The following is a 26,492-nucleotide window of genomic DNA, read 5'->3' on the forward strand; positions in this document are numbered from 1 at the left end:
CATATAGGATGCAATGACGCGTAAGTCAGCCACTTGGTTGCCGTAAAGGGCTGTTGCGTGCTAGCCACCACAGCTTCTGGAGATCAAGACATGACAGATGATACGGCCTCTGCGCCACTGGAAAACGGTTCTTTAGCGAATGGTGGGGCTGAAACAGCCCCTTCGGTCCGTGTTTTAGCCCAATATGTAAAGGATTTTTCGTTTGAAAATCCAAATGCGCCTAATTCCCTGCGGGAAGGCACCCAGCCAAAAATCGATCTTCAATTAGACGTGAGCGCTCGGGCGATGGATGAATCCGGGGTCTTTGAAGTTGATTTGAAGATCAATGCGCGCAGCGATCGTGAGGGCCAGACCCAATTCATCATCGAATTGGTCTATTCTGGCCTGTTCCAATTCGCCAATGTCCCAGGCGATGCTCTGGAGCCATTGTTGTTGGCCGAATGCCCGAAGATCCTCTTCCCATTCGCGCGTCAATTGATCGCAACCAACAGCCAAGCCGGCGGTTATCCACCTTTGATGCTGGATCCGATGGATTTTGGTGCGCTTTATGCCACACAACGGGTTGAGCGCGCTGGCGGTCAGCCTTCCTAGGCTGTCCCTTGACCACTTTCGGTAAGGAATCTGTTCCAAGCAGGTTCCTTACCCAGTGTGGCGACGAAGGCGCGATGCGCCTCTATTTCTTCCAGCGTCGACAAAAGCCCTAAGGCTTGGGGGCGCTCTCGCCTTGGCTGGCTTGATTTGGCTTCCAAAATGCCTTGCGGCGTTTGGTTCTGGGTTTGAGCCGCCGCGTCAGGATCGAGAAAATCGAGACGCCTTTCCCGGCCTCCCTTAAGTTCGAGATAAACTGCCGCCAGCAATTGCGAGTCTAACAGCGCCCCGTGCTTATCGCGCGCCGTTAAATCTATGTTCAGCCGGCGACATAAAGCGTCTAACGAGGCAGGCGCGCCGGGATATTTCTTGCGCGCGATCAATAAAGTATCAACGCAGCGCTCTTTTGGAATGAGCGACAACCCCAGCCGGCCAAGCTCTGCATTCAAGAAGCGGCGGTCAAACTCTGCATTATGGGCGACAAGCGGCGCATCGCCGATAAAGGCCAATAGCTCTTCAACTACTTCAGACGCACCAAACACTGGCTTATCGGACAAGAATTCACCCGTCAGGCCGTGAACCCGCACAACTTCTGCCGGAACATCGCGCTCTGGATTGATATATCGGTGAAAAGTCACGCCGGTAGGAACAAGGTCGATCAGTTCCACGCACCCGATTTCGACAATTCGGTCGCCCCTTTCGGGGTCGGTTCCTGTTGTTTCGGTATCAAAAACAATTTCGCGCATCTTATTCTTCTGCCCCTTGGGCTATCTGGCTCAACAGTGCCGCATGAACTTTCCCAACTTGTTCGCGAGCGGCGTCAAGACCTAAGCCCGTATCGATGACAAAATCGGACTGAGACCGTTTGACCTCATCGGGTGTCTGACGGGCCAGGATTGATTCAAACTTCTCTTCTGTCATGCCGGGGCGGGCCAGAACCCGTGCCCGTTGCAAGTCTGGCGGGCAAGAGACCACGATTACCGCATCCACATAAGCCTCACCGCCTGTTTCAAACAACAAAGGCACATCCACCATGACCAAGGGGGCGCCCTGTTCGCGCGCAGCGACCAAAAAGTCAGCGCGATCCTTACCGACCAAGGGATGCACGATGGATTCTATCTGCTTGAGAAGCCCCGGATCTTGCAGAATTTTACGTGTCAATACGGTTCGATCAACGCCCTCTGGCCCAATCGCTTCGGGGATTAAGGCCTGAAGGGGGGGTATTGCCGCCCCATCTGGCGCATAGAGCCGATGGACTGCCGCATCCGCATCCCAAATGGGAACGCCCAAGTCCTTAAACATCGCCGAGGTGGTGGACTTCCCCATCCCGATAGACCCGGTTAGTGCAACGATCTTCATCCGGCAAAGGCCTCTTCTAGGGTTTTCAGGCCGCCCTTGATGTCCGGCAGAACGCCAAACCAATATTGAAACGCGAGTGCGCCTTGGCCAGCTAACATGCCAAGTCCGTCGAAATATCGCCGCTTAGAAGCTTTGGCGCTTTCGAGATAGGCCGTCATGCGCGGTGAATAGATGGTGTCGTAAATGACCGCGTCCGGCTGGGTAGGCGAAAAGTCCGGCGAGAAAGGCGACTGATTGTTTAGGCCCTGACTTGTGGCATTAATGACTAGGCTGGCGTCAGCCAAGTGTTGTGGCAAATCCTGCCACGTACCAACTTGGATTTGTTCGGGATTGAGCTGATTTGCGATCTGCTGCGCCCGATCTTGGTCTCGATTAATGACACGAATTGGCTTTTGGCTATGCGCAGAGAGGGCGGCAAGGATAGAGCGCGCTGCTCCACCCGCCCCTAAGACCACGATTTGGCCAGCTAGTTCGCGCCAGTCTGAGGCCCGTACGTCCAAATCAGCAACCAAGCCATCCCCGTCTGTATTATTCGCGTCATAGCCACGTCCAGCGCGGTCTAGGGTTAGACAATTGGCGGCCCCGACCAGTTTCACCCGATCCGATTGACGAAGGGCTGCAGCGGCAGCGCGCTCTTTGAAAGGGGTCGTGATGTTCAAACCGCAAACATCGCTTGCGGCGAGGCCTTGCAACGCAACCTCAAAATTGTCTGGCTCAACGGGAAGCGCCACATAAAGTGCTTTAAAGCCATGCGCTTGGATCCACGTATTTTGTAAGACCGGCGACATGGAATGCCGGACTGGATTACCCAAAACCGCATAAAGCTCGGTTGATCCAGTGATTTTCATGTCGGGACCTCGCCATGCAGGCGCAGAAACGCCAAAACTTCTAGCAATGGCAGCCCCAAAATCGAGAAGAAGTCACCCTCAACCCGTTCAAACAATTGCGCGCCCGGCCCCTCAAACTGATAACAGCCCACACTGGAAAGTGCCTCTTGTCCATGATGCTTCAAGTAGGACCGCAGGAAGTCGTCGGAGAAGTCGCGCATAGTCAGCTTCGGGCTTGTCACCAAACGCCATACGGCTTGACCATCTTTTGCAATAACCGCTGCACATTCAAGACTATGCGTTTTTCCGCGCAATTGGCTGAGGCGCTCAAATGCTTCGTCCAAGGTCTCAGCCTTATCAAAGGAATGGCCTTCAAACGACAAGATTTGATCGCACCCCAGCACAAAGCCAGGCCGCCTCTGGGACACTTTCAAGGCTTTGAGTTCGGCCAGCTTATCAGCCTGATTGCGCGGACTGGCCCCTTCGGCACGCATGGCGTCCTTGACCGCATCCTCATCGACGCCAGACCCGACGGCTTCAAACGCAACACCTGCTTGAGTCAAAAGATGGCGACGGATCGCACTGGTAGAAGCAAGCGTTAGCATGATTATTTCGCATTCCGGTCAGCAAGCAGGTTCAAGATGGCAGCGGACGTTTCTTCAATGGATCGCCGGGTTACATCAATAACTGGCCAATTCTGGCGTTCAAACAATCGGTTAGCGTCCGTAATCTCTTCGCGCACCGCGTCTTCATCGACATATTCGCTGGTCGCATCTGCATTGAGCGATAACAGGCGATTTCGGCGAATGGCGATCAACCGATCGGGGGAAACGCGTAACCCCACGACCAGGGGCTTGTTGAGCTCTAACAGCGCCTGCGGGATAGGTGCTTTTGGCACTAACGGAAAATTTCCAGTTCGAATGCCTCGATTGGCCAAATAAATCGAGGTTGGTGTCTTGGATGTCCGACTGACGCCCACCAGAACCACTTCGGCTTGATTGAATTCATGCACCATTTGGCCGTCGTCATGGGCCATTGTGTAGTTTAGCGCATCAATCCGGCGGAAATAATTCTCATCCAATGCCTGCTTAGAGCCAGTCTTTTCGCCGGCACGCATTTTCAGATGGTGTTCCCACATGGTGAGAACTTGATCGAGGAGCGGTAGGGCCGGGATGCCCAAGCGCTTACAATGATCTACCAAGACGTCGCGCAAATCATGCGCGGCGATGGTAAAAAGGACTACCCCTGGGAATGACTCAATCTCCGCCAAAACGCGGTCTAATTGGCGGCGAGAACGCACCAGATAATAGGAATGCTCTAAAGGCGTCACACCTTCAAACAAGGGCGCGACAGCCCGCAATACCGCATTGAGTGTCTCGCCGGTGGAATCAGACACCAAATGAACGTTTAGGAAAGTGGAGATGCGCATGAGCAAGGTGTGACCGACGAACCATTCCGGATCAAGGTCTTCGTGCATGATCGGGCCAAACTTCTTTAGGTCTGACCAAAAACGTACGGATCGTCTGACCCAGCTATCCCGGTATGGCTGTTAATAACTTGTTAAAAGGACTTAATGAATCTCTAAGAAACGCGGTTAATTTTGTATGAATATGTGAGACAAATCGCCGCTTGTGTAGAACCAGCCCAAAAAGCCTGCGGAACTTTTCTCGAACATCCACAGGGCTGGTAAGATGTTGAAATAAGCGTCCCCAATGTGGGTACTTATGCAGCAGCACCCCCAGCAATCGCATGATTTTCAGAGCTTTTCGCGCTCTCCACCCTGTGGAGAAAACAGGGGCAAAAGCTGATAAACCGCTTGAGAAATCCATTTATGTCATGCAGGTGACTTCCAAGGGTCAGTCTATCCACCGTACTACTGTTTACTGATTCAAGAATCTAAATCTTATAAGGGAAGGGGAGCCCGCCATGGGTGAGGGAGCAAAGGGTCAAAACAGTGCATTGGTTCGCACCCTCCTAGGTGAGCAACAAGCCCATCCTCCAATCTGGCTGATGCGCCAAGCGGGCCGACATTTGCCAGAGTATCGTGAACTGCGTGCTCAGAACAAAAGCTTTCTTGATTTTTGCTATGCACCAGCAGCGGCAGCTGAGGCCACCTTACAACCTGTTCGGCGTTATCCAGTCGATGCTGCAATCATTTTCTCCGACATTCTCGTGGTTCCCCATGCCTTAGGTCGCGATGTGCGTTTTGCCGAAGGCGAAGGCCCACTTCTAACCCCTCTCGAAGGCGCGGAGGATATTGCGAAGCTGGATATGTCGCGTCTCGAAACACGCCTAGCACCGGTCTATGAGGCCTTGGAGCGGGTACGTGCTGCGATGGATGCCGATCGTGCTTTGATTGGCTTTGCTGGCGCTCCCTGGACCTTGGCGACCTATATGATTCAAGGACGGGGTGGCGAGCGTGATCTTGCGCGTGCCTTTGCGTATCAGAACCCGGAATTGGTTGACGATCTTTTGGCCATTTTAGCTGACGCTGTGGGCCAACATTTGATTGCGCAAGTGAAAGCTGGCGCCAATGCGCTGCAGATTTTTGAATCCTGGGCTGAAGATATTCCGGGCCATTTGTTTGCGCGTTTGGTGACTAAGCCGATCAAACGGGCCGTAGATGTGGTTCGCGCTGTCTATCCAGATGTTCCGATCATCGGCTTCCCACGTGGGGCGGGTCACCGGGTTGGCCAATTCCATCGCGAAACCTCGGTACAAGGCGTCGGCCTTGATATCGCAGCAGACCTCGGTGCAGCGCGAGCTTCATTGGGCGCAAAAGTGTGTTTGCAGGGCAATCTTGATCCCATGGCCTTGGTGGCTGGTGGTGCCGCGCTTGAGCAAGCTGTGGATGCTATTCTTGCCGCAGCGGCTACGGGACCACATATCTTTAACCTTGGACATGGCGTCGTGCCTGCAACGCCGATCGCCAATGTCGAATATGTGATGCGGCGCGTGAAGGGTTTGACCTAAATAGACGTCTGCGGGTCAAACAAAAGGTAATCAAAATATCTATGGGACAGAAAATAGCGATCGTGCTGTTCAATTTAGGGGGTCCGGACGGGCCGGACTCTGTGCGCCCTTTTTTGAAGAATTTGTTTTCTGATCCCGCAATCATTCGTGTACCGGCACCAGTTCGCTGGATGCTGGCCAGATTGATTTCAACGCTGCGGGCTAAATCGGCACGGGCCAATTATGCTAAAATGGGCGGTGGTTCGCCTTTGGTACCGGAAACTCTCGCCCAAGCCGAGGCGCTCGAAAAAGCCGTGAAAGCGCGTCCAGGCTATGAAAATGCGGAAGTGAAAACCTTCCTAGCCATGCGCTATTGGAAACCGTTTGTAAAAGATGCGATTGCTCAAGTTCGCGCTTTCAACCCTGACGAGACCGTGCTTTTACCGCTCTATCCCCAGTTTTCGACCACGACGACGGATTCGTCGTTACTGGCTTGGAAAAAAGCCGGTGGCGGTCCAGCCAAACTGATTTGCTGCTATCCCGATGCACCTGGCTTTATTGAAGCGCACGCCGAAGCGGTGATGGAGACTTGGCACGCTGGTGGTTCACCAGAGCGCGTTCGGGTTTTGTGGTCAGCTCACGGCTTGCCTGAGAAAATCATTCTTGATGGCGACCCGTACCAAAAGCAGGTCGAAGAGACCGTGGCCGCTTTGCGTCCGCTACTCCCCGACAATTTTGAGCATGCGATTTGTTATCAATCCCGCGTCGGCCCGGTAAAATGGATTGGTCCCGCAACCGAAACCGAGATTGAACGTGCAGGCGCGGACAAGATTCCCGTCATCGTGGTGCCAATCGCCTTTGTCTCAGAGCATATTGAGACTTTGGTTGAGCTGGACGAGGAATATTATGAAGTCGCCCATGAGGTCGGTGTGCCGCTTTATTTGCGTGCGCCAGCCCTTGGTACGCGCGCGAAATTCATCGATGAACTTGCACGTCTGACAACGGACCTGCTCGAAGGTTCTGACTCCATCCTCGCGGCGCGTACGACAGGGTGCGTCGTGGCATGTCCGTCCTGCCCGCGGGCAGAGTTTGGTGGATGCGCCGCATGAGTTCATGGATCGCCAGCCATTATGAAGTCTTTCGGGCACTTCATTTGATCGCGGTGATCGCGTGGATGGCCGGCCTGATGTATCTGCCGCGCCTTTTTGTCTATCATTCCATGGCCCCGCTTGGTGGCGAGTTGGATCAGCAATTGATCATCATGGAACGCCGCCTGCATCGCGGCATCATGGTTCCGGCTATGATTGTTGTGTGGATATTGGGGCTAAGCTTGCTGATCGGGCGGGGCGGTTGGGATTTATTGGCTCATCCCTGGATGCAGATCAAATTGGCTATGGTGACAACAATTACCGCCGTCGATCATTTATACATGCGGTGGCGCAAAGCCTTTGAGCGTGGCGAACGCCCCTTGAACCATGTGGCCTTCCGTTTCCTGAACGAGCTGCCCTTTGTTTTGATGATTGTTGCTGTCTTTATGGTTGTCCTTGAGCCTTTTTCTTGAACACACACCTTGACCGCGCCTGCGATAATCGTCATGTGAACTCCAGTTGCTGAGGCCGTCACACGGTCTGGCACCTCCTTACAGCCGCTGCAGTCCTTGCAAAGACGGCTTTCACCAAAGATATTTTGAGGCCCTGACATGTCAGAGGAATTGTCGATCGACGCGCCACCTCGCCGGTCCACCCTACAAGAATTAAAGACCCGTACCCCCACTGAATTGGTGGTACTGGCAGAATCCCTGGAAATTGATGGCGCATCTAACTTGCGCACCCAAGATCTTTTGTTTGCTATTTTGAAGGCGCAAGCCGAACGCGGCTCTGAAATTGGCGGCGGCGGCGTGTTGGAAGTGTTGCCAGACGGCTTCGGCTTCTTGCGTTCGCCGGAATCTAACTATCTCTCCGGCCCAGACGACATTTATGTCTCCCCCCAGCAAATCCGTCGTCACGGCTTACGGACCGGTGACACGGTCGAAGGCCCCGTCAAAGCGCCTAAAGACGGCGAGCGCTATTTTGCTCTCTCCAAAGTTGATACGATCAACTTCACGGATCCAGAGCAGGCCCGCCATAAGGTCAATTTCGACAACTTGACCCCGCTCTATCCAGACGAGCGCTTACATCTGGAAATCCAAGATCCAACGCGGAAGGACCGGACGGGCCGCGTCATCGATATTGTTGCGCCAATCGGTAAAGGCCAGCGCGCCTTGATCGTGGCACCGCCACGCACCGGTAAAACAGTCATTCTGCAGAACGTCGCCAAGTCGATCGAGATCAATCACCCAGAAGTTTATCTGATTGTATTGTTGATCGACGAACGGCCTGAAGAAGTCACCGATATGAAGCGCTCGGTAAAGGGCGAAGTCGTATCCTCAACCTTCGACGAGCCAGCAACGCGCCACGTGCAAGTTGCTGAAATGGTGATCGAGAAGGCCAAGCGCTTGGCCGAGCATGGCCGTGACGTCGTCATCCTGCTTGACTCGATTACGCGTCTAGGCCGCGCCTACAACACGGTTGTGCCGTCCTCGGGTAAGGTTCTGACCGGTGGTGTGGATGCAAACGCGCTTCAGCGCCCGAAGCGCTTCTTCGGTGCTGCCCGTAATCTGGAAGAAGGCGGCTCGCTGACCATTATCGCGACGGCGTTGATTGAAACCGGCTCGCGCATGGATGAAGTCATCTTCGAAGAGTTCAAAGGCACGGGTAACTCCGAAATCATTCTGGACCGCAAGGTATCTGACAAGCGCGTCTTCCCAGCCATCGACATCATTAAGTCGGGTACTCGGAAGGAAGAGCTTTTGGTTCCAAAAGAGCATCTGCCGAAAATGTACATGCTGCGACGTATCCTCAACCCTATGGGTACCATGGATGCGATGGAATTCTTGCTCGATAAGCTCAAGCAGACCAAAAATAATGATGACTTTTTCCAGAGTATGAACACATAAGATTAACTGCTCTGTGATGGACTTTGAGCGCGGCTGGATGGTGCCAGCCGCGTTCTTAAAGGGGGTCTGGCCATGCGCTATACTCTGATCCGAAATATCTTGGCGGCAGGCATGATTGCAACGGCCTGCGCGCCAGCTGATCCGCTTGGTAAAATCTCAGCGGATGACCGAGAGTTTCTGTTTGCTGGCAAAGATACCAATGCGGCCTTCATGGGCCAACCGGGCGACGCTGGCCCAATCGCCTGCAATCCCCAAAGGATGAATCAAGGCTATGTTTTGATGGATGAAGAGACCGGCCTTTGGCTGGATAGCATTCGGCCATCTGGCATTGAGCGTCACAAGATATTGGCCGTCGAGCCGACCGAAAAAGGCTATGAAGTCAAAGGTCAAAACGGTGTTGGTGTCTCGTTCAGCTTGATCATTGAGCAAACTGGCGATCAAACTGCTGACATTTCTTGGGATGGTGCGACAGCAGAGAAGTACCTCCGCTGCCCGGGTATGCCAGCCTAACCATACACAACCTATTGCGCTGCTTTCCGGCAAAAGCCAGCCACGCCAAAGCCGCCGGGAACAAAGGCCTGCTTTTCGCCGCGGGACAAAGTCCACAAACATGCCGCCGCGATTTCGTCATCTGCCGTCTTACGCGAAGGTCGGGGCGGCACGTCATAAGCGATCAGTGCGCTTTCAACTTTGGTAGCTGCAATCTGATTGGCCTTATGCCAGTTCCGTTTCGCTGCTTCAGCGGCAGACCAGAGTGGACGCATCGGGTCAGGCTGCCAAGCAGCGGCAGATACGAAGAGCACATGAACCCCACGTGTCGCGGCCATATCCGGCCCGCAAATCCGTTGGGCGATCTCCAACGATGACAATTGCGTAGCCCACAGACGCGCTAAACCATCCGCATCGGCGCTCTCAGCGCGATGTTGGGCGCAATGGAAAACAAAGTCGATTGGACCAAAGAGGTCGCGAGCTGACGATGTTGCATTAGCCCACATCGCAGGATCGGTCACATCTAAGCCTAAAGCTAATCCTGCTGTTCGGGCTGCTGTATCGCGCGCCGCCGTCAGATCAAGGTCGCCGACAATCAGCTTACAGCCACGTTGCGCAAGGGCTTGGCACATCACGCGGCCAAACTGGCCACCTCCCCCAGTGACTAGGGCGACTTTGTCAGCAAAACTTCTTTTGGTCATCCCGCCCGCGTTTTAAGCCAGAAGCCGATCATCAAGAGGATAACCGCTATAAATTGAACCAAAACCCGTAGCCGCATCAATTGGTTAGAGCGAGAGCGTGCCTTATCGCCCGTGATGGCCAGATTTGCGATACCGGCAACGAGGACGGTGAGGACCACGGCCATAGCCACGAAAATTGCGATATTGAGGGGTTCTAGGGTCATAAGGCTGATATATGCCGGGCGCAGGGTTCCGGCAATCGCCTGAGGCTGTCCTGCGACTAATTGCCCTTAGTCAAAGCCAGCAACACGGCAGCGCTCGAGGGCCTTCCCGCGTAGCCCGAACCCGGAACAACGCCAATTGTCAAAATGCCTGATTGCCACCGTACACTTGGACGATCAAAGCTACGCTGGACGCGAATAAGTTTCACCCGGCGCTCTGGCCGACCAAAATAGCCGCGTGGGGCGCGCGACATGCCTTGCGCGGCGCGTTCGAGCGCTTCGTAGACTAGGGCAGGCGGCAATGCGCCCGAGGCTTCCACCCTTATGCTCCGGCTAGAGAATTTATCAAACCACCGCAGCGCTTTTTCGAGCGTCGCTTGTAACGTGCCCTCGCTCCGAGCAGGTGCCGATAAGGTTTTGGCTTTGCCTTCGCTGGATGCAAGGCCGCCATTGGTGCCGAGTGGCCCGTAAATTGTTACCCCGCCTAAAGTCGTAATTCGAATGATGACTTCGCCAATATCATTGCGCAGAAATTCATCGCCACGTGGGCCCCATTGCGAAGTTAGGGCCCAAACCTCTGGATCGCCGTCAAATCGCAACAAGACGACGCGGGGCTGGGACCGGTCGAGCACAAAGCGGATGTTGTTTGGTCCAGCACTGAAAGAGACTGCTTGCGCGGCAGCTGCATTGGGGCTGGAAAATATGTCGTTTAGGGTAAGGTCGCTGGCGCGCTTTTGCGTTTGTGCATTGGCCGATCCGCCGAACATCAACCCCAACGCCATAAAGGCACACGAGAGCCAGCTCAACAAAGGTTGAGCGCAAACACCTGAACCCAGATGCCTTTCACTTACGAGACCGTCCCTATTCACCATGCCGTCCATATGCACCTAGAATCTGGCAACATAGAGACAAAAGTGTAACGAAGCGCAGTGAAAATTTCCTTACAGACGTGCGCTTTTATTCCGCCGCCTCTTGGCCCCGCATTTCGTAATGCGCGCCCTGGTCCATTAAGTCCGGCAAACCCAACAAGTCATTGATTTGTTTGAAGTCTAACATTCGATCTCGGAAGAGAGCGGTCGTGCCATTGGCTTTTAGGGATTGCAAAAATTGCTGTGCGATAAAAGCATGAACCCGCACCATGGAACCAGGCGCAATCACCAAACGATATCCCATGTCAGATAATTGGTCGCATGTAAGTAGCGGTGTTTTGCCGCCCTCAACCATATTGGCCAACAGAGGTGTGTTGGGGAAGGCCTGGCAAATCGCCTGCATCTGATCAATCGCCTGTGGCGCTTCGACAAATAGGATGTCCGCACCCGCCTGACGATAAAGCTCTGCCCGTGCAAGAGCGGGCTCAAATCCCTCAACGGCAATGGCATCCGTGCGGGCGATGACCAGGGTTTGCTCCGAGGTGCGGGCATCGACTGCGGCCTTGATTTTGCCGACCATTTCATTGGCGGCGACCAATTCCTTGCCAGCTAAATGGCCACAGCGTTTGGGCGCTGTTTGATCTTCCAATTGCAAGGCATTGGCCCCCATCCGCTCAAACAAACGCACGGTATGTTGGACATTCAAGGCATTGCCAAAGCCAGTATCCGCATCGACGATCAGCGGAATCTGCACGCGATCGCGCACGCGGCCAATGATGTCGGCAACTTGGGTAGCTGACACCAACCCAATATCTGGCCGACCCAATTGCGTATAAGAAATCGACGCGCCCGACATATAAATGGCTTCAAAGCCTGCCTGTTCCACCAAAAGCGCGCTTAAGGCGTCATAGGCCCCTGGGGCCAATAGGGCTTTGCTTTGGCCGAGCCGCTCGTGCAAAGAAAATTGTGTCATGCTCGATCCCTATGTGCCGCGTCTTGCGTGTAGATGGGCGATCAGGCCCCCGGCCCGCACCATGGCCATCAAATGGTCTGGTATAGGCTTACATGATAAAATCTCACCACGTGTCTTGTTCGTGATCTTGCCCAAGACTGGGTCGACCATCAACTGGTCGCCCTCAGCAATCCGATGAGCATCTTCACAAAATAAGGCTGGAAGGCCCAAGTTCAGGGCATTGCGGTAGAAAATGCGCGCAAAGCTGGGTGCAATCACGGCACCAACACCCAATTGACGCAAACTAACTGCCGCTTGCTCTCGCGAGGAGCCGAGACCGAAATTCTTGCCTGCGACAACAAAGTCGCCAGGCTGAACGGCTTTTGCAAAATCTGGGGCGATGGCTTCAAGGCAGTGCTGAGCCAATTCTTCCGGAGAAAGCTTCATAAGATGACCCGGTGCCAGAAGGTCGGTGTCAATATTGTCGCCAAAGACAAAGGCACGGCCAAATTCTGCGGCGTCTGTCATGCTAAACCTGCCAAATCGGCTGCGTGAACTCGGGGATTACTTATGCAGCCAGCGATCGCACTGGCCGCAACCGTATAAGGCGAACCCAGATAAACGAAGGCCTCAGAATGACCCATCCTGCCTTTGAAATTGCGATTGGTGGTGGAGATACATGTTTCGCCTGCCGCCAGAAGGCCCGCCCCCATGCCCGCGCACGCGCCACAACCCGACGGCAATAGGGTTGCTCCAGCAGCTAATAATACCGACAGAGTGCCATCTGCTGCGGCATCGGCTGTGACCTGCGAACTGGCTGGCGCGACGAGTAGACGCACCCCTTGGGCGACGCGCTGCCCCTTCAGGATCTGTGCGGCCATGTGCAAATCTTCGAGCTTCGCGCCAACGCAAGCCCCGATATAGGCCTGATCGATTGGAGCACCAGTCGCATGACCAATTGGGAAGCTATTTGCCGGTGAATGGGGAACAGCGATTTGCGGCTCTAGCTCTGAGAGATTGATCGTCACAATGCGCTCATAAGCGGCATCAGGATCGGGCTGCCAAGCCAAATCAACCGCCGAAACCTTGCCGCCATGGGCGGAAATATGAGCTAATGTCACCTCGTCTGCAGCGATCAGGCCGACTTCACCACCGAGTTCTGCGGCCATATTGGATAGCACCATACGCTCTTCCATCGACATCGCAGCCACACCGGGTCCACCATATTCGATAGCCTTGAAAGCATTATCCATGCCTAATTCGCGGCACAGAAACAGCATGACATCCTTCGCCGAAACATAGCGTTTAAAGCTACCGGTCAATTCCACGCGTATGGTTTCGGGGACGATGGTCCAAGTTTGCCCGGTGACCACAATGCCCAACATATCTGTGGCACCAAACCCCGCAGCATAGCACCCAAAGGCGCCTGCATGGGGGGTGTGGCTGTCGCCACCCGCCACGAAAATGCCAGGGCGGAGTAAGCCCTTTTGAGGCAGAATGGCGTGGCAAATACCTTCCATATCAAAGAAGTGGCCGATCTTTTGCTCTTGAGCAAAGTCCCTCGTGAGTTTCAGGATCGCAGCGCTTTCCGCATCGACAGCGGGCACATAATGATCAGAGACAATGACCACCCGCGACGGGTCCCATAGGCTTGCGCCCAGCGCCTCTAAATGCGGTTTCCAGCGCCGGGGCCCACTTGAATCATGCGCCATCGCAAGGTCGACTTGCACCACAACGATGTCGCCCGGTGCTACAAAGTCGCTACCCGATGCCCGCGCCAGCAGTTTCTGGGCCAGTGTTTGACCTGAACTCACCGTTTGGGGTCTGGAAGCTTCAGACATGCGCGCAGGTGCATCCTACTTTTAGAAATGATCTATCTTTATATCAAATAACGTTTCGACATTGGCAAGGCAATGACTCACCCCTAAAGTGGCTCAAGCCATGATCAGGGAGGCCCACGTGTCCAATCCACCGACCGTACCGAGACAGAGCCAACCCACGTTTTTGTTTGTCTGCAAAGACGGGCCGACCGCTCCGGAGATGCGCCTCGAACATTTGGCTGGCCACCTGGCCCATGTAGAAGCCCATTGGCAGTCTTATGTGACGGCGGGGCCGCTGAAGGCACCTGGCAGTGCAAAGATTCACGGATCTTGCTTGATCGTCTGCGCCGATAATGAAGAGGCGGCCTGGGCAATTATGCGCGGCGATCCGTATTTTACGTGTGAGATGTTTGCCTCCATCGAAGTACATGACATGACCATGTCTATCGGACTTTATCCGGGCGGTAAGATCTGGGAGAGTCTTGACTCTGTTCGAGAGCGTGCCAACGGTGGGTGAAACCAATTTTACTTCAGTAGGCTGCCAGAACGAGGTCTTTTTATCTTCAGCTGGCAGACTGGCTTTTCTTGATGGACACGACCTTGCCCACATCCCATGAACCAAGTTCAGAGTTAAAGGCTACCATGGTCGATGCAAGGCTGCCAACGCCCTTGTATCACCAATTGTTCTTGGTCTTGCGTGAGCGAATACGTTCCGGCGCTTTTCCTCTGGGTGCAGTTCTTCCCGGCGAGCAGGATCTGACGCATGTGTTCAATGTTTCCCGCATCACGGTGAAACGGGCACTGAATGAATTGGCGTCTGCTGGGATGGTATCGCGCCATCGTGGTCGCGGGACAGTGGTGACCTATAATGCCACCGTGCCCGTGGTGAAGGGCAGCTTTGATAATCTCATGGAAGCCCTCAAAGTGATGGGCCTTTCCACGGAAGTTGAGCTGATTAATGTCGCGCAAGTCGCTGCCACCGCAGAGATTGCCGAACTTTTAGGCCTGCCAAGCGGCGTTCCTGTCCAGCGGGCCGAGCGGATCCGTAAGTTGGAGGGCGAGCCCTTCTCTTACATCGTCACCCATTTGCCGATTGATATTGCCGCGACTTTTGACCCGGACTCGCTCGGCCACACGCCGATGCTCGACTTGTTAGAGCGGGCAGGCTTTGTTGCCGTTTCGGCCGAACAATGGATCACAGCCTGCAGCGCAGAGCCTGCGACCGCGCAAGCGCTGAAGATCGCAACTGGCTCGCCGCTCCTCAAAATCGTCCGTGTGATGAAGGATTCCCAATCGGCACCGATTGAAGTTGTTCAGGGCTTTTACCGCCCTGAACGCTTCCAGTATCATATGAATCTGACGCGGCAACGCAAAGGTGGCCGCGATGAGTGGCGTTAGCCTCTAGCCTCTAGCCTTTAGCCTTATGGCTCCAGGCGATAGCCGCCACCTTCGGTGATCAACAAGCCATTGCGGCTTGAGACCGGCTCGATCTTTTGGCGAAGACGGTAAATGTGGGTTTCCAGCGTGTGGGTCGTGACCGCAGCATTATAGCCCCAGACTTCGCGCAACAATTCGTCGCGCGGCACAGCCTTCGCGCCGGAACGATAGAGGTAGCGTAGAATTGCCGCTTCCTTATCGGTCAGACGGATACGTTTGCCGCTGGCGTCGGTCAGCGTGCGGTTGGCGGGCTTAAAGTCATAGGGCCCGATCTTCAGCGTCGCAACATCAGTTTGATCGTGGCTGCGCAAATGGGCACGAACGCGCGCCAGCAAGACAGCGAAGCGGAACGGCTTGGTGACATAATCGTTTGCCCCGGCATCGAGACCCAAGACCGTATCGGAATCTGTGGATTGACCAGTCAGCATGATGATCGGGCCAGCAAATCCGCCTGTGCGGATCGCCTTACAGGCTTCGCGACCGTCGAGATCAGGTAGATCAATATCCAACAGGACGAGGTCAGGACCCTTGGTGCGGGCTGCGGCGACGCCGCTGGCGGCATCTTGGGCCATTACGGTGTCAAATTCCCCCGTCAGCTCGAATTGCTCGGCCAAGGTGGTACGGAGATCATGGTCGTCATCGACCAGAAGAAGGGTGCGCTTGCGTGACATGGCCACTACATGGTTGCACCCTATTGCGTGATACAAGAGGGTGCGGCATCACAGAGTCTTGATCTGGGGGATTTTATGCAGGTTTTTGCAGCATCAACATCGGGTTGGCTAACCTACGGACAAACCAAAGTCCGTTGTTCCATTGGTAAGGGCGGGGCGAAGACGGCAGCTGATAAGCGCGAAGGCGACGGGGCCAGCCCTTTGGGGGTTTGGCCAATCCGAAGCATATTGTGGCGGGAAGATCGTGGGCCAAAGCCCGTCTCTGGGTTTGAGGCAACACCGATTCAGCCCCAAGATGGCTGGTGCGACGCGTCCGATGATCCAAACTACAATCAACCCGTTACCCATCCGTATCCAGCGAGTGCCGAACATTTGTGGCGCGAGGATGGGCTCTACAACATCATTGTCGTCCTTGGTCATAATGATGATCCCGTTGTGCCCGCGATGGGGTCAGCCATCTTCATGCATTGCGCGTCGGAAGATTATCGCCCCACTGAAGGCTGTGTTGCTTTGGCCGAAGACGACCTGCGTGACTTGTTGGTCCACGCAAAGCCGGGCGATGCGGTGGCCTTCACAGTCTGAGATCATCTGGTTTCGCGGGCATAGTGTTGCTTGAATGCTCTTGCGTATTTGCCGCGTTTGGCGTTTTAGGCTGGCTTCATGCATGAAGACGCCGCAACATCCCACAAAGACGATCTGATGGATCGCCCGACACCTGTGCAAACGGGCGACGCCGTACCTGGTAAGACCCTGTTTATTCAGACGTATGGCTGTCAGATGAATGTCTATGACAGCGAACGCATGGCCGATGTCTTGCGGCCATTGGGCTATAGCCCGGTTGATAAGCCTGATCACGCGAACCTTGTTGTGCTCAATACGTGCCACATTCGCGAGAAGGCGACTGAAAAAGTCTATTCCGAAATCGGTCGCTTGAAGGCGCACAAGGACACGATGGCGCTTAACGGCGACAAGATGACGATCGCCATCGCCGGCTGTGTGGCCCAAGCGGAGGGCGAAGAAATCATGCGCCGCGCCCCTGCTGTGGATTTGGTGGTTGGCCCGCAAGCCTATCACAAGCTGCCCGAACTCATCGCGCGCGCGGCCCGTGCCAGTGGCGAACGCCTAGAAACGAGCTTTGAAGCGGATGAGAAGTTTGACGCCCTGCCAACCTTGCGTGCGCCAGACGGCCCATCCGCCTTTTTGTCCGTCCAAGAGGGCTGCGATAAATTCTGCACCTTCTGTGTGGTGCCTTACACACGTGGCGCCGAATATTCTCGGCCAGTGGATCCGATCATTCTAGAAGCCCGTGGCCTTGCCCAGCAAGGTGTGCGCGAGATCACGCTTCTAGGCCAAAACGTCAACGCCTATCATGGCCAAGGCCCAGCATTGGCTGGTTCTGAAACGTGGTCTTTGGCGCAATTGGTGCGCCATTTGGCCAAAATCGGCGGGATTGAGCGCATCCGCTATACGACTTCCCACCCGTGTGACATGAGTGATGATCTGATCGAGGCCCATGGCGAGGTGAAGGAATTGATGCCCTATCTGCACTTGCCCGTGCAGTCAGGTTCCAACAAAATCCTCAAAGCTATGAACCGCAAGCATAGTGTAGAAAGCTATCTCGACAGCATCGCTAAGGTGCGTCAGGCCCGCCCGGATATCGCCTTGGCCTCTGATTTCATTGTGGGCTTCCCCGGCGAGACCGAGCAAGACTTTGAAGATACGATGGAATTGGTCCGCGCTGTTGGCTATGCGGGTGCCTATAGCTTCAAATATTCCAAGCGCCCCGGCACACCGGCCTCGGAAATGTTTGGCCAAGTCGCTTCTGAAGTGGCCGACGACCGGTTGCAGCGCCTACAGGCTCTGATCCTAGAGCAACAGCGCGCCTTCAATGCCGCCAAAGTTGGTGAGACGTTTGACGTGCTCTTTACGGGCAAGGGCCGCAACGAAGGGCAAATTTTGGGCCGGAGTCCTTGGTTGCAATCTGTGCATGTGGCGGGGCCAGCGGAATTGATCGGCCAACTTCACAGCGTGCGCATCATTGGTACGATGCCGAATTCCCTAACTGGGGAATTGGTGACCGCTTCGTGACGCGTCGCCGCAAATCCGAAGAGGGCCGCGTCGCCCTCACCAATCCAAGCTTAGTGCCCTTGGTGGCTGGCCCTGCGCATCGCAATCTAACCTTGGTGGAAGATGCGTTTGGCGTTGATGTGACGGCCCAAGGTGGTGATATTCTTGTCCATGGCGACGATCCGGTGTCTGTCAATCAGGCACGCGAGGCCTTACAGGCTTTGATCGAAAAAGCCGAAGCAGGAATGGCTTTGGGGTTGCCTGAGGTCCGCTCCGCCATCACCTTCGTACGCGCCGGGTCACGGGCGCGCAGTGGGGCCTTAGCTTTGCCGGGTCGCCGCGCCGACATAAAGCCCAGAACCCCGACGCAGTCCGTCTATCTCGACGCTTTGATGGGCGGTGAGTTCGACTTGGTTTTTGGCGTGGGTCCTGCCGGCACCGGTAAGACATTTCTGGCGGTGGCTGTCGCGGTCTCCATGCTGCTGGAGGGACGGGTTTCGCGTGTTGTCGTCACCCGACCTGCGGTAGAAGCAGGCGAGCGTTTAGGGTTTCTGCCTGGCGACCTTGAAGAGAAGGTTGACCCCTATCTTCAGCCCATCTGGGATGCCTTTAAGACTTTACTCGGTGCCGCCCAGTTGGAGCGCCGCAAGGCTGCCGGTGAAATTGAAGTTGCGCCTTTAGCCTTTATGCGCGGGCGGACCTTGTCCGACGCATTTGTAATCGTCGATGAAGCGCAAAACACAACGCGCATGCAGATGAAAATGCTCCTGACTCGTTTGGGTGAAGGCTCGCGCATGGTCGTGAATGGCGACCCAAGCCAAATCGATTTGCCGCGCTCAAGCGATTCTGGGCTACCTCATGCCTTACACATCTTGCGGCGCGTTGAAGGCATGAAGATCGTGCATTTTACGGCTGAAGATGTGGTCCGCCACCCACTCGTCGGCCGGATCGTCTCGGCGTATGAGCGCGAAGTTGCAGACATGACACCCGCACCCGTTCCGCCACCCGTAACGCCAGAGCCTGTGATGACTGAGGAATCTGCTTCGTTTGATGTTGATGTCCAGATTGAAAGCGAAGGCTGGCATGGGGTGTTTGGTCCTGCTTCCGACGCAGAAATCGACAAAATCGTGAAAGTCGTCTCACGTTACTTTGAACCAGCTGGCGACAGCTTTGCGTTGCTCTTGACCAGCGACGCGGTTGTTCAAGGCTTGAATGCCCAGTGGCGGCACAAGGATCAGCCAACAAATGTTCTGTCTTTTCCGGCACCTGAAACCGTGCACGCGCTAGAGAAGACATTGGGCGATGTCGCCCTCGCTTATGAAACGTGCGCCCGAGAGGCACAAGAACAGGGCAAAAATCTTAAAGATCACGCTACCCATTTACTTGTGCATGGGCTATTACATCTTTTAGGATATGATCATGAAGCCGATGATGATGCGGCGGAGATGGAAGGCTTAGAGAGAGAGATATTGGCAAGCCTCGGCATTGCTGATCCTTATCACACCCATGACTGACGACCCATCCAGTAGTAACTCAGCCAAGAAAACTAGCTTTTGGAAGCGGTGGACGCAGAAACTGCGTCGCCAAAATGATTATGCGGGCCTAGACCCCGCAGAGCTTCTACGTGAGCGAGAGCAATCTGGCGAAACCATCGAGCGCAATCAGAAAGATATGATCGTCAAAGCTGCGAGCTTTGACCGTTTGTCGGTCCGCGATGTGATGGTGCCACGTGCCGACATCACGGCGGTCGACATTGAAATGCCGCTTGGCGAAGTAGCCCGCATGTTTGAAGAGCATCAGCATTCGCGCATGCCAGTGTATGCTGAAAATCTCGATACCCCGCTCGGCTTTATCCATGTGAAGGACATTTTGTCGCTGTTGATCCCGGACGAGCAAGGCGAGACTAAAGCCAATCTGGATGATCTCGTATTGGGGCGGCTCAAGCGTGATTTGCTCTATGTGCCCATTTCCATGAAGCTACCGAACTTGCTGCTGCAAATGCGTGCGAAGCGGTGCCACATGGCTTTGGTGATTGACGAATATGGCGGCACCGATGGTCTTGTGACGATTGAAGACCTTGTCGAAGAGATTATCGGCGACATTGATGACGAGCATGATGATCTCGATCAAGATCTAATCGTCGATACCGGCAATGGCGTCTGGGAGGCCGATGCAAGGGTAGAATTGGATGACTTTTCCGAGCGTGCTGGCGTCGATCTGACGTTGGAAGATATGGAAGATGATATCGATACGCTCGGCGGTTTGGTATTTGCGTTGGCGGGCCGCGTCCCACCGCGGGGTGAAATTCTCCATCACCCAACCGGCTATGATTTTGAAGTGATTGACGCGGACCCGCGCCGGATAAAGCGGGTGCGCATCCGTTCTGCTAAGGCCGTGGAAAAGGCCAATACCGATAGTTTGCAGGCACCCTCTGCGTGACAGAGAGCCAAGCGATCCCATCAAAGCCAGCTGAGGCCGGAATCCGTCAGCCCCTTGCCTTCTTAGGGCCCGGCACTCCCGCTTGGCTGTCCGGGGGGTGTGCTATGCTCTTGGGGGCGTTAGCGGTCCTCGGTCACGCGCCTTTCCATATTTGGCCCGCCTTTGCAGTGTCTATTTGTGGTCTAGTCCTATTGCTGGATGGCGCATCCCAAAACAAAAAGCGGCTGCGCTCTGCCTTCTGGCGTGGCTGGGCCTGGGGCTTTGGCTATTTTCTCGCTGGCATGTTCTGGGTCGGCAATGCATTTTTGGTAGATGCCGAGAAATTTGCCGCTTTGATGCCGTTTGCGGTTACAGCGCTGCCCGCTGCAATGGGTGTTTATTGGGGCTTAGCGGCAGTCGCCGCAATGTTCTTCTGGAGCCCCGGCGCTGCACGGTTGCTGACCTTTGCTTTTTGCTTTGGCGTTAGCGAATATTTACGCAGCCATATGTTCACGGGGCTTCCTTGGAACCTCCCCGCCTACATTTGGAAGCCAGGTGAAGCCATTAGCCAGACCGCAAGCTTAATCGGCCCCTATGGTCTATCACTTTTGACGCTTTGGGCCTTGGCTACCCCGGTGGTGCTTCTGGCCAAGGGTGACCGGCGCGGCCGACCTATTGCCCTGATCGCGGCAGGATTATTGGCGCTCGGAAGCTATGCTTTCGGTTCTTTTCAGTTACAATCAGCAGGGCCTGTCAGCCCCATGGGGGGCAAGGGCCCGATCATCGCGGCCGGGCAAGCAGGGTTTAGTCAAAAGGATGTCTGGGATCCTGCCAATACCATGCGGATCGTCGAAACCTATCTGGGCTTGCTAGAAACGCCGGAGGCGCAAAAGGCCGATATTGTCGTTTGGCCTGAGGGGGCGTTTCCATTCCTTCTCTTGGAAGAGCCATTTGTCCTAGATCAGATCCAAGCCCGTCTGGGCGCGCGCACATTGGCGGTCGGATCAATCCGACGGGACCTTTTGGCCGGGCAGCCAGCCTATACCAACAGCCTTTTGGTTTTTGACGTCGAGCAGGGCGGCCTCACGACCCGCTCGGTCTATGACAAGCATCATTTGGTGCCATTCGGCGAGTATCTGCCCCTGCGTCCGCTCTTTAGAGCCTTGGGCATCGCCAGTTTGGTTTCTTATGATGGCGAGATGTCGCCCGGCCCCGAGCCCACGACATTGAGTCTTCCCAAAGCACCTTTGGCCGATCCACGTATCTGCTATGAGATTGTGTTTCCAAGCTTTAATAAGCAGGCGACAGGCAAGGCCGCGTGGATTTTGAATGTGTCGATTGACGCTTGGTACGGCGATTTATTGGGCCCAGACCAGCATTATGCGCAAGCTCGCTATCGGGCAATCGAGACTGGCCTGCCTCTCGTACGCTCGGCCAGCGGGGGTTGGTCGGCGATTGTTGACCGGCTTGGCCGGCCTGTGGCTGAACATCGGGCGGGTGCTGGTTATGCGACTGCGCGGCTGCCGGCCACGGTTGGGCCTACGCTTTATGCCCGGTTTGGAGAGCTTGCATTTGGTATTTTGATGCTTGGCTTTGGCATGCTGGCGGTATGGCGACATAATCGGCATTGACACAATCAACTCTTCATTGAAATAATGCCGACACCAAGGCAAGGTTTCATGATCAATCACCGTCGCTCTACTTCCGTTGATGCTTATGTTGGCTGTCGTTTGAAACAACGGCGCGAAGATTTAGGCATGAGCCAAGAACGCTTAGCCGAACTGCTGGGCTTGTCGTTTCAACAGGTGCAAAAGTACGAGCGCGGGCTCAATCGCGTCGGGGCGAGTCGACTGTTCCAATTGTGTGGTCTGCTGGGGGTTGAGCCATCGTTCTTCTTTGATGGTCTGAGTGTTCCTTTAGGCCCCGGTGTTTCTGAATCCCAGAGTGAAGCCGAGACACTCTCGACTGCAAGTCTTTTGGCCGCGCCTGGCGCGCTGGAGCTTTTGGCAGATTATGCCCGCTTGAAATCCGCGTCTCAACGCAAGAAGGTGATCGAGCTCATCAAAATCTTGGCCGACGATGACTAAAGCATCTGCGCGCAAGCTGCCCGAGCTGCGCGCTCAGCTCTAGTCCAAGGGCGGACAAACAGGCATAAGCAGCCCATGTCCAACCCTGATTTCTCCGCACCAAAGCCCTTTGGGCCGCTTCGATCCTTTGGCCGTGTGCGTGGCCGCGCCCTGTCTGAGCGGCAAGAGCAGCTGTTTGAAACCCTGTTTCCGCGCGTGTCGATCCCAGCAGAGCCTTCCGAGACGTTGGATCCGCTTCAATGGATGCCAACGGCTGAGGCGGTGATCTTTGAGATTGGTTTTGGTGGCGGCGAACATCTGATTGGGCAGGCAGAGCGCCATCTAAATCATTTGTTTTTGGGGGCGGAGCCCTTCCAAGAGGGGGTCGCCAAGGCCCTGGTTGGTATCGAAGATCACAACCTCACCAACGTGCGTCTATTGGCCTCTGATGCACGGCCAGTTCTAAAGGCCTTAAAGCCTGCCAGTCTCGATAAGCTGGTGATTTTGTTTCCCGACCCTTGGCACAAGGTCAAGCACAATAAGCGCCGCCTCATTCAGCAAATTTTTCTCGATGATGCCCATCGGGCACTGAAGCCCGGCGGTGAGCTGCGCTTCGCCACCGACTGGGCCAATTATGCGGCGTGGACGCTGGCGAAAATCACCCAACACGGCGGCTTTGAATGGCTTGCGGAAACAGCAACAGATTGGCGTACGCCGCCCAAGGACCATATCACTACGCGCTATGAGACCAAGAAACTAGGAGATTGTGCGCCGATCTTCTTGCGCTTTACCGCCCGCCCGCAGGCGTCGTAAGCGCCACGAACACGTCTTCGAGGTTCGGTTCTTCGATCCGCAGATCCTTGATCCGCACGCCAGAACCCATCGCTTGGGACAATAAGGCCTCAACGCTGTGTTCGTTGGGACGATAGTGGATCGCCAAAGCACCGTCGGGCCGCAACACGCATTCAAGATTGGCCAAGCCGGCCGGGATTTCGGTCAGAGGCTCTAAGGGCGAAATGACCACTGCCTTCTTGTCGAGACGTCTGAGAATTGTGGGTGTTGGTTCGCAGGCGATCAGTTGGCCCTGATCAATGATCGCGATGTTATCACACAGCTCTTGGGCTTCTTCGAGATAATGCGTCGTCAAGACGACGGTCACGCCACGCTCCTTATTGAGCATGGTAATATATTCCCACAAAGACCGCCGAAGCTCGACATCGACGCCAGCAGTCGGTTCGTCGAGGATGACGACCGGCGGGGTATGAACAAGCGCTTTTGCGATCAGCAAACGCCGCTTCATGCCGCCTGATAACTGCCGCGAATAGGTGTCGCGCTTATCCGCAAGGCCAACAGCCTCCAGCAATTCCAACGAGCGGCGTTCCTTTGCAGGCACGCCATAGAATCCTGCTTGCAGCTCGAGTGTCTCAAAAGGGGTAAAGAAGGCATCAAAGCTGATCTCTTGCGGCACAATCCCAATCGCCGCTTTGGCGGCGCGGTGGTCTTTGTCGATATCAATGTCCCAGATGCGAACTTCGCCGGCCGTTTTGATCACCAGTCCAGCTAAAATATTGATGAACGTCGACTTTCCCGCGCCATTGGGGCCTAAGAGGCCGAAAATCGATCCCTTCGGGATAGCTAGATCCAACCCCTTGAGCGCCTGCTTTTCAGGAGATTTCCCGCTGGCAGCATAGGTTTTTTGAAGCCCACGGGCTTCAATGGCAAAAGAGGATTGGGTCATGGTTTCTCGCTTGGCGCACACGTTGACGGATAGGGCCGTAAGGTTCTAATTAAGGCGCTAAACAGTCCGTAGCAATCACGCAGCTGTGAGAGAAACAGATTAATGTCCGTCACCGTTCCGTCAAATTCTACCCAGCCAGTTGAAACCATTTATGTGGACGATCATCGTGTCTCTTGTGATGGCGGTGGCGGTGCTTTGGGCCACCCAAAGGTCTGGTACGAAATGGGTGAGGAAGGCCAAGTCGAATGCCTCTATTGTGGTCGGCTATATGTCAGCAAAGCTGGCGCAAGCGCGCATTAGCTTAGGCTTCCAGCGCATTGCCATCAGCGAGGTGGCGGGGCGCCCGTGACGTTCTTTGGACCAGCACCGTTGTTCATATTCTGATACTGAATATAGGCGGGGGTCAGGATCACGATAAACAATACCGGCAAGAAGAATACGATCATTGGCACGGTTAGTTTTGCAGGCAATGCTGCTGCCTTCTTCTCTGCTTCTGTCATGCGGAGCTCGCGGTTCTCTTTCGCCATCACGCGCAAGGCAGAACCAAGGGGCGTCCCGTATCGCTCGGCTTGGATCAAGGCTGTTGCGACACCCTTAACGCCCGGATGGTTGGTGCGTTTTGCCAAATTCTCGTAGGCAACTCGACGATCTTGCAGATAAGCGAGCTCGGCATTGGTTAGGCTCAGTTCTTCGGCAAGTTCAATCGAGGACGACCCGATTTCATGCCCGACCCGCAGAAATGCACCCTCAATAGACATCCCTGATTCAACGCAAATAAGCAGCAAATCCAGCGCGTCAGGGAAGGCGCGCATAATCGAAGCCCGGCGCTTGGTCGCGATGTTCTTCACGATCAGATTGGGCAAATAAAAGCCCACAACACACGCCACCATTGCGGCAATGAGACGATTGTTGCTCGTCATGTCCTTCCCGAACAATGTCACATAAGTGAGTGCGCCGACAAAGAACAGAATTGGTGTTGCAAAGCGTGCAAAGTAGAAGATCGCCACAGGACCGGGTCCGCGCAGGCCGGCTTCCATCAGATTTTGGGTCACATTTGGATCTTCGAGCAGCTTTTGCAGGTTCAGCTTATCGACGATGGATTTCCAAGGCCCTTTGGCCCGTTGCCGAAGCGAGGTCTTTTCGGCGTGCTCAGCTGCAATCGTTGCCCGGCTTTTGCGGCGCATGGACTCTCGGTCAGTTGCCACACCCTTCATGCGCGCGGCCAACTGGTCGGTCTTCCATAGGGGCTGAGCGATCGTCAAGGCGGTCACCAACAACGCAACAGCCATGATCGCAGATGCCACGAAATCCGGGTCTGTCACCATGCGCGCAAAATCTTTGACTTCTAAGAACATGGTCCGTTCCTTAAATGTCGAAGTTAATCATGTTGCGCATGACGAAAATGCCGGTCCCCATCATCAGGATGCCAGCGCCCAAACCCAAATGCCCAGTTGGGTCTGAGAAGAGCAGGCCCATGTAGGATGGGCTGGTGATGTAGACCATTACGCAGACGCAAATGGGCAAGGCACCAATGATAAAGGCAGACGCCTTCGCCTCTGAGGACAAAGCGCTGATCTTTTCCCGCATCAGTTTGCGCGAACGCAAGATGATGGACAAATTGCCGAGCGCCTCAGACAAGTTACCGCCGGCCTTTAGCTGGATCGACAAAACGATCGAGAAAAAGCTCACTTCCGGCAAAGGCATACGTTCAAACAGTTTTGCCAAACATTGTTCCATTGGCACGCCCATGGATTGGCTGTCGCAAATACGGCGAAACTCAGAGCTTAAGGGCTCTGGTGCTTCACGGGCGATGATCTTCAAGCACTCTGCCAAAGGCAGGCCTGACTTCACGCCGCGCACGATTACGTCGATGGCGTTTGCAAATTCCGTGATGAACTTCTTCTGTCGTTGGCCAACCAGAAAGCCCAACACCCAGCGCGGCAAGCCAAATGCAGCAACCCCGGCACCACCTAGGGCAATGTACCAAGAATTGCCGCTTACGATTATGCCTAGGCCAGCCATGATGCCAACCGCACCCGACAACATCCAGAAGGTCTTTTCTTCCATCGTCAGGCCGGCTTGCTCGATGCGCGCACCAACCGACAGACGCGCCCGACGCAATTGGCGTTCACGCATCTCAATGTCTTTGATATTGCCCAACAAGCGCTTGCGTCGGGTTTCGTCGGGGTCAGCACCCCGGCGCTTAATCGCCGATTCCCGCGTTTGAGCTACCGACTTAATCCGCTTTTGGGATTCCTGATTGTCGTCGCCAGCAAATGCGATGCCCATCAGCACCACACCGACCGCAACTAAGACAGGAATGATGGCTCCAAGATCCATTGT

Annotated in this window: 31 protein-coding genes; 16 read left to right on the plus strand and 15 right to left on the minus strand. The window is 55.0% G+C overall.

Annotation, left to right across the window (positions count from 1 at the left end):
- Positions 1-90 precede the first annotated feature (90 nt).
- Positions 91-591, plus strand: a complete 501-nt coding sequence (gene secB, locus ACOVRA_RS05980) for a protein-export chaperone SecB (protein ID WP_421719495.1) — start codon at positions 91-93, stop codon at positions 589-591.
- On the opposite strand, the gene dnaQ is transcribed toward secB, so the two are convergent.
- The 5 genes from dnaQ to ACOVRA_RS06005 are packed head-to-tail and all read right to left on the minus strand — an operon-like array spanning position 588 to position 4,251.
- Positions 588-1,334, minus strand: a complete 747-nt coding sequence (gene dnaQ / locus ACOVRA_RS05985) for a DNA polymerase III subunit epsilon (RefSeq protein ID WP_421719496.1) — start codon at positions 1,332-1,334, stop codon at positions 588-590. The genes secB and dnaQ overlap by 4 nt on opposite strands.
- A 1-nt stretch (position 1,335) precedes the next feature.
- Positions 1,336-1,947, minus strand: coding sequence for a dephospho-CoA kinase (gene coaE, locus ACOVRA_RS05990; protein ID WP_421719497.1), 612 nt, complete (start codon positions 1,945-1,947; stop codon positions 1,336-1,338).
- A complete protein-coding gene (gene aroE / locus ACOVRA_RS05995) occupies positions 1,944-2,795 on the minus strand; it encodes a shikimate dehydrogenase (protein ID WP_421719498.1) in 852 nt (283 codons plus the stop codon). Before aroE ends, coaE begins: the two co-directional genes overlap by 4 nt.
- Positions 2,792-3,379 (minus strand): Maf family protein, encoded by a 588-nt coding sequence (locus tag ACOVRA_RS06000; RefSeq protein WP_421719499.1) that lies wholly within the window; start codon positions 3,377-3,379, stop codon positions 2,792-2,794. The genes aroE and ACOVRA_RS06000 overlap by 4 nt, the downstream gene beginning before the upstream one ends.
- A gap of 2 nt (positions 3,380-3,381) precedes the next feature.
- The gene (locus tag ACOVRA_RS06005) at positions 3,382-4,251 is read right to left on the minus strand and encodes a pyruvate, water dikinase regulatory protein (protein ID WP_290803213.1); all 870 of its coding nucleotides are present in this window, start codon (positions 4,249-4,251) and stop codon (positions 3,382-3,384) included.
- A 449-nt stretch (positions 4,252-4,700) separates the two neighbouring features.
- Here ACOVRA_RS06005 and hemE point away from each other — a divergent pair, with 449 nt between their 5' ends.
- The 5 genes from hemE to ACOVRA_RS06030 all read left to right on the plus strand — a co-directional run bounded on the left by hemE (position 4,701) and on the right by ACOVRA_RS06030 (position 9,231).
- Complete coding sequence (gene hemE / locus ACOVRA_RS06010; RefSeq protein WP_421719500.1) at positions 4,701-5,747, plus strand: uroporphyrinogen decarboxylase; 1,047 nt, start codon at positions 4,701-4,703, stop codon at positions 5,745-5,747.
- A 41-nt stretch (positions 5,748-5,788) separates the two neighbouring features.
- Positions 5,789-6,835 (plus strand): ferrochelatase, encoded by a 1,047-nt coding sequence (gene hemH, locus ACOVRA_RS06015; protein ID WP_421719501.1) that lies wholly within the window; start codon positions 5,789-5,791, stop codon positions 6,833-6,835.
- Positions 6,832-7,287, plus strand: coding sequence for a CopD family protein (locus ACOVRA_RS06020; protein ID WP_421719502.1), 456 nt, complete (start codon positions 6,832-6,834; stop codon positions 7,285-7,287). Before hemH ends, ACOVRA_RS06020 begins: the two co-directional genes overlap by 4 nt.
- 138 nt (positions 7,288-7,425) lie before the next feature.
- Positions 7,426-8,721 carry a transcription termination factor Rho gene (gene rho / locus ACOVRA_RS06025; RefSeq protein WP_085340974.1) on the plus strand — a complete coding sequence of 432 codons (1,296 nt, stop codon included), beginning with the start codon at positions 7,426-7,428 and terminating at the stop codon, positions 8,719-8,721.
- A gap of 72 nt (positions 8,722-8,793) precedes the next feature.
- Positions 8,794-9,231: a hypothetical protein gene (locus ACOVRA_RS06030; RefSeq protein ID WP_290803227.1), complete on the plus strand. Its 438-nt coding sequence runs from the start codon at positions 8,794-8,796 to the stop codon at positions 9,229-9,231.
- A gap of 11 nt (positions 9,232-9,242) precedes the next feature.
- On the opposite strand, the gene ACOVRA_RS06035 is transcribed toward ACOVRA_RS06030, so the two are convergent.
- The 6 genes from ACOVRA_RS06035 to ACOVRA_RS06060 all read right to left on the minus strand — a co-directional run bounded on the left by ACOVRA_RS06035 (position 9,243) and on the right by ACOVRA_RS06060 (position 13,773).
- Complete coding sequence (locus tag ACOVRA_RS06035; protein WP_421719503.1) at positions 9,243-9,911, minus strand: SDR family NAD(P)-dependent oxidoreductase; 669 nt, start codon at positions 9,909-9,911, stop codon at positions 9,243-9,245.
- The gene (locus tag ACOVRA_RS06040) at positions 9,908-10,114 is read right to left on the minus strand and encodes a twin transmembrane helix small protein (protein ID WP_421719504.1); all 207 of its coding nucleotides are present in this window, start codon (positions 10,112-10,114) and stop codon (positions 9,908-9,910) included. The genes ACOVRA_RS06035 and ACOVRA_RS06040 overlap by 4 nt, the downstream gene beginning before the upstream one ends.
- A 56-nt stretch (positions 10,115-10,170) precedes the next feature.
- A complete protein-coding gene (locus tag ACOVRA_RS06045) occupies positions 10,171-10,878 on the minus strand; it encodes a DUF4908 domain-containing protein (protein WP_421719505.1) in 708 nt (235 codons plus the stop codon).
- 190 nt (positions 10,879-11,068) lie between these two features.
- Entirely contained in the window at positions 11,069-11,953 is an 885-nt protein-coding gene (locus ACOVRA_RS06050; protein WP_421719506.1) for an isocitrate lyase/PEP mutase family protein, read from the minus strand.
- Between the two features lie 9 nt (positions 11,954-11,962).
- A complete protein-coding gene (locus tag ACOVRA_RS06055) occupies positions 11,963-12,460 on the minus strand; it encodes a 3-isopropylmalate dehydratase (protein WP_421719507.1) in 498 nt (165 codons plus the stop codon).
- Positions 12,457-13,773 carry a 3-isopropylmalate dehydratase large subunit gene (locus ACOVRA_RS06060; protein WP_421719508.1) on the minus strand — a complete coding sequence of 439 codons (1,317 nt, stop codon included), beginning with the start codon at positions 13,771-13,773 and terminating at the stop codon, positions 12,457-12,459. Before ACOVRA_RS06060 ends, ACOVRA_RS06055 begins: the two co-directional genes overlap by 4 nt.
- Positions 13,774-13,891: 118 nt before the next feature.
- Here ACOVRA_RS06060 and ACOVRA_RS06065 point away from each other — a divergent pair, with 118 nt between their 5' ends.
- Together ACOVRA_RS06065 and ACOVRA_RS06070 are read left to right on the plus strand one after the other, a co-directional pair.
- Positions 13,892-14,269 carry a YciI family protein gene (locus tag ACOVRA_RS06065; RefSeq protein ID WP_421719509.1) on the plus strand — a complete coding sequence of 126 codons (378 nt, stop codon included), beginning with the start codon at positions 13,892-13,894 and terminating at the stop codon, positions 14,267-14,269.
- An 83-nt stretch (positions 14,270-14,352) separates the two neighbouring features.
- On the plus strand, positions 14,353-15,150 hold the full coding sequence (locus tag ACOVRA_RS06070) for a GntR family transcriptional regulator (RefSeq protein WP_290803248.1): 798 nt from the start codon (positions 14,353-14,355) through the stop codon (positions 15,148-15,150).
- Between the two features lie 23 nt (positions 15,151-15,173).
- On the opposite strand, the gene ACOVRA_RS06075 is transcribed toward ACOVRA_RS06070, so the two are convergent.
- A complete protein-coding gene (locus ACOVRA_RS06075) occupies positions 15,174-15,860 on the minus strand; it encodes a response regulator transcription factor (protein ID WP_290803250.1) in 687 nt (228 codons plus the stop codon).
- Positions 15,861-15,935: 75 nt separating this feature from the next.
- Between ACOVRA_RS06075 and ACOVRA_RS06080 the strand changes: the two genes are divergently transcribed.
- The 7 genes from ACOVRA_RS06080 to trmB all read left to right on the plus strand — a co-directional run bounded on the left by ACOVRA_RS06080 (position 15,936) and on the right by trmB (position 23,224).
- Positions 15,936-16,442 (plus strand): L,D-transpeptidase family protein, encoded by a 507-nt coding sequence (locus ACOVRA_RS06080; protein WP_421719510.1) that lies wholly within the window; start codon positions 15,936-15,938, stop codon positions 16,440-16,442.
- Positions 16,443-16,559: 117 nt separating this feature from the next.
- On the plus strand, positions 16,560-17,948 hold the full coding sequence (gene miaB, locus ACOVRA_RS06085; RefSeq protein WP_421719555.1) for a tRNA (N6-isopentenyl adenosine(37)-C2)-methylthiotransferase MiaB: 1,389 nt from the start codon (positions 16,560-16,562) through the stop codon (positions 17,946-17,948).
- Positions 17,945-19,441: an rRNA maturation RNase YbeY gene (gene ybeY, locus ACOVRA_RS06090; protein ID WP_421719511.1), complete on the plus strand. Its 1,497-nt coding sequence runs from the start codon at positions 17,945-17,947 to the stop codon at positions 19,439-19,441. Before miaB ends, ybeY begins: the two co-directional genes overlap by 4 nt.
- Positions 19,434-20,366, plus strand: a complete 933-nt coding sequence (locus tag ACOVRA_RS06095) for a hemolysin family protein (protein WP_421719512.1) — start codon at positions 19,434-19,436, stop codon at positions 20,364-20,366. The genes ybeY and ACOVRA_RS06095 overlap by 8 nt, the downstream gene beginning before the upstream one ends.
- Positions 20,363-21,976, plus strand: a complete 1,614-nt coding sequence (gene lnt, locus ACOVRA_RS06100) for an apolipoprotein N-acyltransferase (protein ID WP_421719513.1) — start codon at positions 20,363-20,365, stop codon at positions 21,974-21,976. Before ACOVRA_RS06095 ends, lnt begins: the two co-directional genes overlap by 4 nt.
- 48 nt (positions 21,977-22,024) lie before the next feature.
- A complete protein-coding gene (locus tag ACOVRA_RS06105) occupies positions 22,025-22,432 on the plus strand; it encodes a helix-turn-helix domain-containing protein (protein WP_421719514.1) in 408 nt (135 codons plus the stop codon).
- Positions 22,433-22,507: 75 nt separating this feature from the next.
- Positions 22,508-23,224, plus strand: a complete 717-nt coding sequence (gene trmB / locus ACOVRA_RS06110; protein WP_421719515.1) for a tRNA (guanosine(46)-N7)-methyltransferase TrmB — start codon at positions 22,508-22,510, stop codon at positions 23,222-23,224.
- On the opposite strand, the gene ACOVRA_RS06115 is transcribed toward trmB, so the two are convergent.
- Positions 23,199-24,149 (minus strand): ABC transporter ATP-binding protein, encoded by a 951-nt coding sequence (locus ACOVRA_RS06115; protein WP_421719516.1) that lies wholly within the window; start codon positions 24,147-24,149, stop codon positions 23,199-23,201. The genes trmB and ACOVRA_RS06115 overlap by 26 nt on opposite strands.
- 102 nt (positions 24,150-24,251) lie before the next feature.
- On the opposite strand from ACOVRA_RS06115, the gene ACOVRA_RS06120 reads away from it, so the two are divergent.
- Positions 24,252-24,449: a zinc-finger domain-containing protein gene (locus ACOVRA_RS06120; protein WP_421719517.1), complete on the plus strand. Its 198-nt coding sequence runs from the start codon at positions 24,252-24,254 to the stop codon at positions 24,447-24,449.
- Between the two features lie 23 nt (positions 24,450-24,472).
- Here ACOVRA_RS06120 and ACOVRA_RS06125 read toward each other — a convergent pair whose 3' ends face one another.
- Both ACOVRA_RS06125 and ACOVRA_RS06130 read right to left on the minus strand, forming a co-directional pair.
- Positions 24,473-25,504, minus strand: coding sequence for a type II secretion system F family protein (locus ACOVRA_RS06125; RefSeq protein ID WP_290803270.1), 1,032 nt, complete (start codon positions 25,502-25,504; stop codon positions 24,473-24,475).
- Between the two features lie 10 nt (positions 25,505-25,514).
- Positions 25,515-26,489: a type II secretion system F family protein gene (locus ACOVRA_RS06130; RefSeq protein ID WP_421719518.1), complete on the minus strand. Its 975-nt coding sequence runs from the start codon at positions 26,487-26,489 to the stop codon at positions 25,515-25,517.
- Positions 26,490-26,492: the final 3 nt, after the last annotated feature.

This window comes from Aquidulcibacter sp. (genome assembly GCF_049239865.1).
GTDB lineage: Bacteria > Pseudomonadota > Alphaproteobacteria > Caulobacterales > Aquidulcibacteraceae > Aquidulcibacter.

Coding starts and splice junctions, on each gene's coding strand:
- secB (WP_421719495.1), top strand. CDS start 91: ATGACAGATGATACGGCCTCTGCGCCACTGGAAAACGGTTCTTTAGCG.
- dnaQ (WP_421719496.1), bottom strand. CDS start 1,334: ATGCGCGAAATTGTTTTTGATACCGAAACAACAGGAACCGACCCCGAA.
- coaE (WP_421719497.1), bottom strand. CDS start 1,947: ATGAAGATCGTTGCACTAACCGGGTCTATCGGGATGGGGAAGTCCACC.
- aroE (WP_421719498.1), bottom strand. CDS start 2,795: ATGAAAATCACTGGATCAACCGAGCTTTATGCGGTTTTGGGTAATCCA.
- ACOVRA_RS06000 (WP_421719499.1), bottom strand. CDS start 3,379: ATGCTAACGCTTGCTTCTACCAGTGCGATCCGTCGCCATCTTTTGACT.
- ACOVRA_RS06005 (WP_290803213.1), bottom strand. CDS start 4,251: ATGCACGAAGACCTTGATCCGGAATGGTTCGTCGGTCACACCTTGCTC.
- hemE (WP_421719500.1), top strand. CDS start 4,701: ATGGGTGAGGGAGCAAAGGGTCAAAACAGTGCATTGGTTCGCACCCTC.
- hemH (WP_421719501.1), top strand. CDS start 5,789: ATGGGACAGAAAATAGCGATCGTGCTGTTCAATTTAGGGGGTCCGGAC.
- ACOVRA_RS06020 (WP_421719502.1), top strand. CDS start 6,832: ATGAGTTCATGGATCGCCAGCCATTATGAAGTCTTTCGGGCACTTCAT.
- rho (WP_085340974.1), top strand. CDS start 7,426: ATGTCAGAGGAATTGTCGATCGACGCGCCACCTCGCCGGTCCACCCTA.
- ACOVRA_RS06030 (WP_290803227.1), top strand. CDS start 8,794: ATGCGCTATACTCTGATCCGAAATATCTTGGCGGCAGGCATGATTGCA.
- ACOVRA_RS06035 (WP_421719503.1), bottom strand. CDS start 9,911: ATGACCAAAAGAAGTTTTGCTGACAAAGTCGCCCTAGTCACTGGGGGA.
- ACOVRA_RS06040 (WP_421719504.1), bottom strand. CDS start 10,114: ATGACCCTAGAACCCCTCAATATCGCAATTTTCGTGGCTATGGCCGTG.
- ACOVRA_RS06045 (WP_421719505.1), bottom strand. CDS start 10,878: ATGTTCGGCGGATCGGCCAATGCACAAACGCAAAAGCGCGCCAGCGAC.
- ACOVRA_RS06050 (WP_421719506.1), bottom strand. CDS start 11,953: ATGACACAATTTTCTTTGCACGAGCGGCTCGGCCAAAGCAAAGCCCTA.
- ACOVRA_RS06055 (WP_421719507.1), bottom strand. CDS start 12,460: ATGACAGACGCCGCAGAATTTGGCCGTGCCTTTGTCTTTGGCGACAAT.
- ACOVRA_RS06060 (WP_421719508.1), bottom strand. CDS start 13,773: ATGTCTGAAGCTTCCAGACCCCAAACGGTGAGTTCAGGTCAAACACTG.
- ACOVRA_RS06075 (WP_290803250.1), bottom strand. CDS start 15,860: ATGTCACGCAAGCGCACCCTTCTTCTGGTCGATGACGACCATGATCTC.
- ACOVRA_RS06080 (WP_421719510.1), top strand. CDS start 15,936: ATGCAGGTTTTTGCAGCATCAACATCGGGTTGGCTAACCTACGGACAA.
- miaB (WP_421719555.1), top strand. CDS start 16,560: ATGGATCGCCCGACACCTGTGCAAACGGGCGACGCCGTACCTGGTAAG.
- ACOVRA_RS06095 (WP_421719512.1), top strand. CDS start 19,434: ATGACTGACGACCCATCCAGTAGTAACTCAGCCAAGAAAACTAGCTTT.
- ACOVRA_RS06105 (WP_421719514.1), top strand. CDS start 22,025: ATGATCAATCACCGTCGCTCTACTTCCGTTGATGCTTATGTTGGCTGT.
- trmB (WP_421719515.1), top strand. CDS start 22,508: ATGTCCAACCCTGATTTCTCCGCACCAAAGCCCTTTGGGCCGCTTCGA.
- ACOVRA_RS06115 (WP_421719516.1), bottom strand. CDS start 24,149: ATGACCCAATCCTCTTTTGCCATTGAAGCCCGTGGGCTTCAAAAAACC.
- ACOVRA_RS06120 (WP_421719517.1), top strand. CDS start 24,252: ATGTCCGTCACCGTTCCGTCAAATTCTACCCAGCCAGTTGAAACCATT.
- ACOVRA_RS06125 (WP_290803270.1), bottom strand. CDS start 25,504: ATGTTCTTAGAAGTCAAAGATTTTGCGCGCATGGTGACAGACCCGGAT.
- ACOVRA_RS06130 (WP_421719518.1), bottom strand. CDS start 26,489: ATGGATCTTGGAGCCATCATTCCTGTCTTAGTTGCGGTCGGTGTGGTG.